This is a genomic window from Rhodococcus sp. EPR-147 (assembly GCF_001647185.1).
Classification (GTDB): domain Bacteria; phylum Actinomycetota; class Actinomycetes; order Mycobacteriales; family Mycobacteriaceae; genus Rhodococcoides.
The window spans coordinates 1-2,296 of the sequence record NZ_LVCU01000091.1 but is presented as its reverse complement, the minus strand read 5'-3'; the positions used below and the strand labels follow the sequence as shown (position 1 = coordinate 2,296).

Below are 2,296 nucleotides of genomic sequence, written 5' to 3'. Positions count from 1 at the left end.
CACCGAACCGGGTCTGTCCGGCCTCGTGAACGTCGCGGACGGTGCTGCGACGAAGTGTTCGAGGGTGCGTCGACGCGGAACGGCGGTGTGGGACGACAGGCTCACACGAGTGACGTCGTCGGGCAGGTAGCGAACCATCGAGTCGAACTCGTCGTCGACGAACAGCACTCGGAGCTGGTGTCGGGCGGAAATGGTCTCGATCTGGCGGGCAGCGAGACCGGTGTTGAGAAGGACCACCTCGACCCCGAGCATGCCGCACGCGACGGTGCACTCGATCATCCCGGAGTGGTTTCGAGCCAGAATGCCGACGGTGCTACCAGGACTGATTCCGGCCGCATCGAGACCTGCGGCGATGCGGTGCGATCGCTGGTGGATCTCTGCGAAGGTGCGAGTCCCTCGATCGTCGATCAAGGCAATCGCGTTCGGCGACTTCGCTGCTGCGGCCGCGAAGCCTCCGCCCAGAGTGAAGCCCCATTTCGCCAGTGAGTTCAGCTGCTTGTACGCGCGGTCGGGACGTGCAGCACGAATGACGCCGGTTCCCACCATCGTCTTCATGATTGCCAACGGGAGTGACCGTGAATCGCCGGTATTGGACACGATCGAGGTCGAGGTGCCGGAGAGGCAGTTGTCCAGTCGGCGCAGACCACCCATCACCCAGTCGACCACCGCGCGGTTGTGCTCGGGTTGGGGCGAGTACGACCCGCCGAGGCCCGCTCTGAACACGGTGACATCGATCTTCGTCTCGCCTACCGAGCGCGCAGTGAGGGTGAATCTGATGAATCCGCCGGACTCGACGTGCTCGATGGTGATGATCGGCCGGTTTCGCCTGTTCACCACCAGGTCGAGGGCGTGCTCGACACCGCCGACTCCGCACCGGTAGCCGGCCGTGGATTCACGGAGCACGCAGTAGTCGAGCCCGGGGAAGTAGCGTGGGAACAGCTCGACCGCGCTCAAGACCCCGCAAACCTGCTCGATGTCGTGTGCGAAGACCGTGCTGCAGTCGATGACGTCCGAGACCATGCCCCACCCCCCGTACCTTGCCGAGCCGGCAGGGACGCCGACTCAACACCGACCAGGGGATGGCGGCGCGCACCTGGAACGGGTCATCCGCCTGGATGAAGTCGCCATCGTAAACCCGAAGCACGCTTGTCTGGGCGAAATCAGCCGAAGTCGGTATTCGATCGTGGATTTTTCCTGTCCAGCGCGTCAGAACTGGATGCCCAGCGACCACGCGAACACCGTGTACGCGGCAATGGTGATCAACGAGATGGCGATCAGATTGAGCCAGAAACCACCACGCATCATCTGGCCGATCGTGATGTATCCACTGGCATAGGACACCGCATTCGGTGGAGTCGCGACCGGCAGCATGAACGCACAGGTCGCTGCCAGCGCTACGGGGACGGTCAGGACCAGAATGTCGATGTTCATGCCCATCGCGACGCCCCCTGCTACCGGGAGGAAAGTCGCCGCCGTCGCGGTATTGCTGGTGATCTCGGTCAGGAAGATGATCGCGGCCGTGGCGACGACGACCAACATGACCACTGGAATCGTGTCGAGACCGCCCGCGACGCTACCTATCCACTCCGTCAGGCCGCTGGACTCGAACTGTGCCGACAGGGCGAGCCCGCCGCCGAACAACAACAGCACGCCCCACGGGAGTTTGACGGCGGTCTCCCAATCGATCAGACGCACACCCTTCTTGCTGCCGCTGGGAAGCAGGAACAGCAGGAGAGCTGCGGTCATGGCGATTCCGGTGTCGGATATCGGCGGGCTGTCGAAGAGCAGCGGAACCCCCACCCAGGAAGCGGCCGCCAGGCAGAAGATGATCGCGACCCGAATCTCTCCCTGCGACATCCTGCCCAGGGCGTCCAGTTCACCCCTGATCAGCTGTTTGCCGCCGGGTATGTCGTCGATCTCCGGCTTGAACATCACGTGGGTCAGCAGGAACCAGGCGATCACGAGCAGGATCACGGCGAGCGGAACGCCGGCGATCATCCACTGCAGGAATCCGATGGTGATTCCCTGACCCTCCAGGTACCCGACCAGCAAGGTGTTGGGCGGGGTGCCGATGATCGTTCCGAGTGAGCCGATCGATGCCGCATAGGCGATACCGAGCATCAGAGCGGTGCCGAAGTTGCTCTTGATGACGGCCTGCGTGATGGTCTCGGCGTCCGGGCTCGTTTCACCGTCGGAGCCGGGTACAGCTCCGGCCTTCCTGCCGATGTCGAGAACCAGAACGAGGACCGAGACACCGATCGGAATCATCATCACAGCGGTGGCCGTGTTGGAAACC

2 protein-coding genes are annotated in these 2,296 nt (G+C 63.3%); both read right to left on the bottom strand.

Annotated features, from left to right (window positions below; all coding sequences use genetic code 11):
- The coding region (locus A2J02_RS04510; RefSeq protein ID WP_156516088.1) for an AMP-binding protein at positions 1 to 1,020 on the bottom strand (1,020 nt) is incomplete at its 3' end.
- 186 nt (positions 1,021 to 1,206) lie between these two features.
- Positions 1,207 to 2,296 (bottom strand): SLC13 family permease (locus A2J02_RS04505; RefSeq protein WP_156516087.1); only part of this gene is annotated, 1,090 nt, incomplete at its 5' end.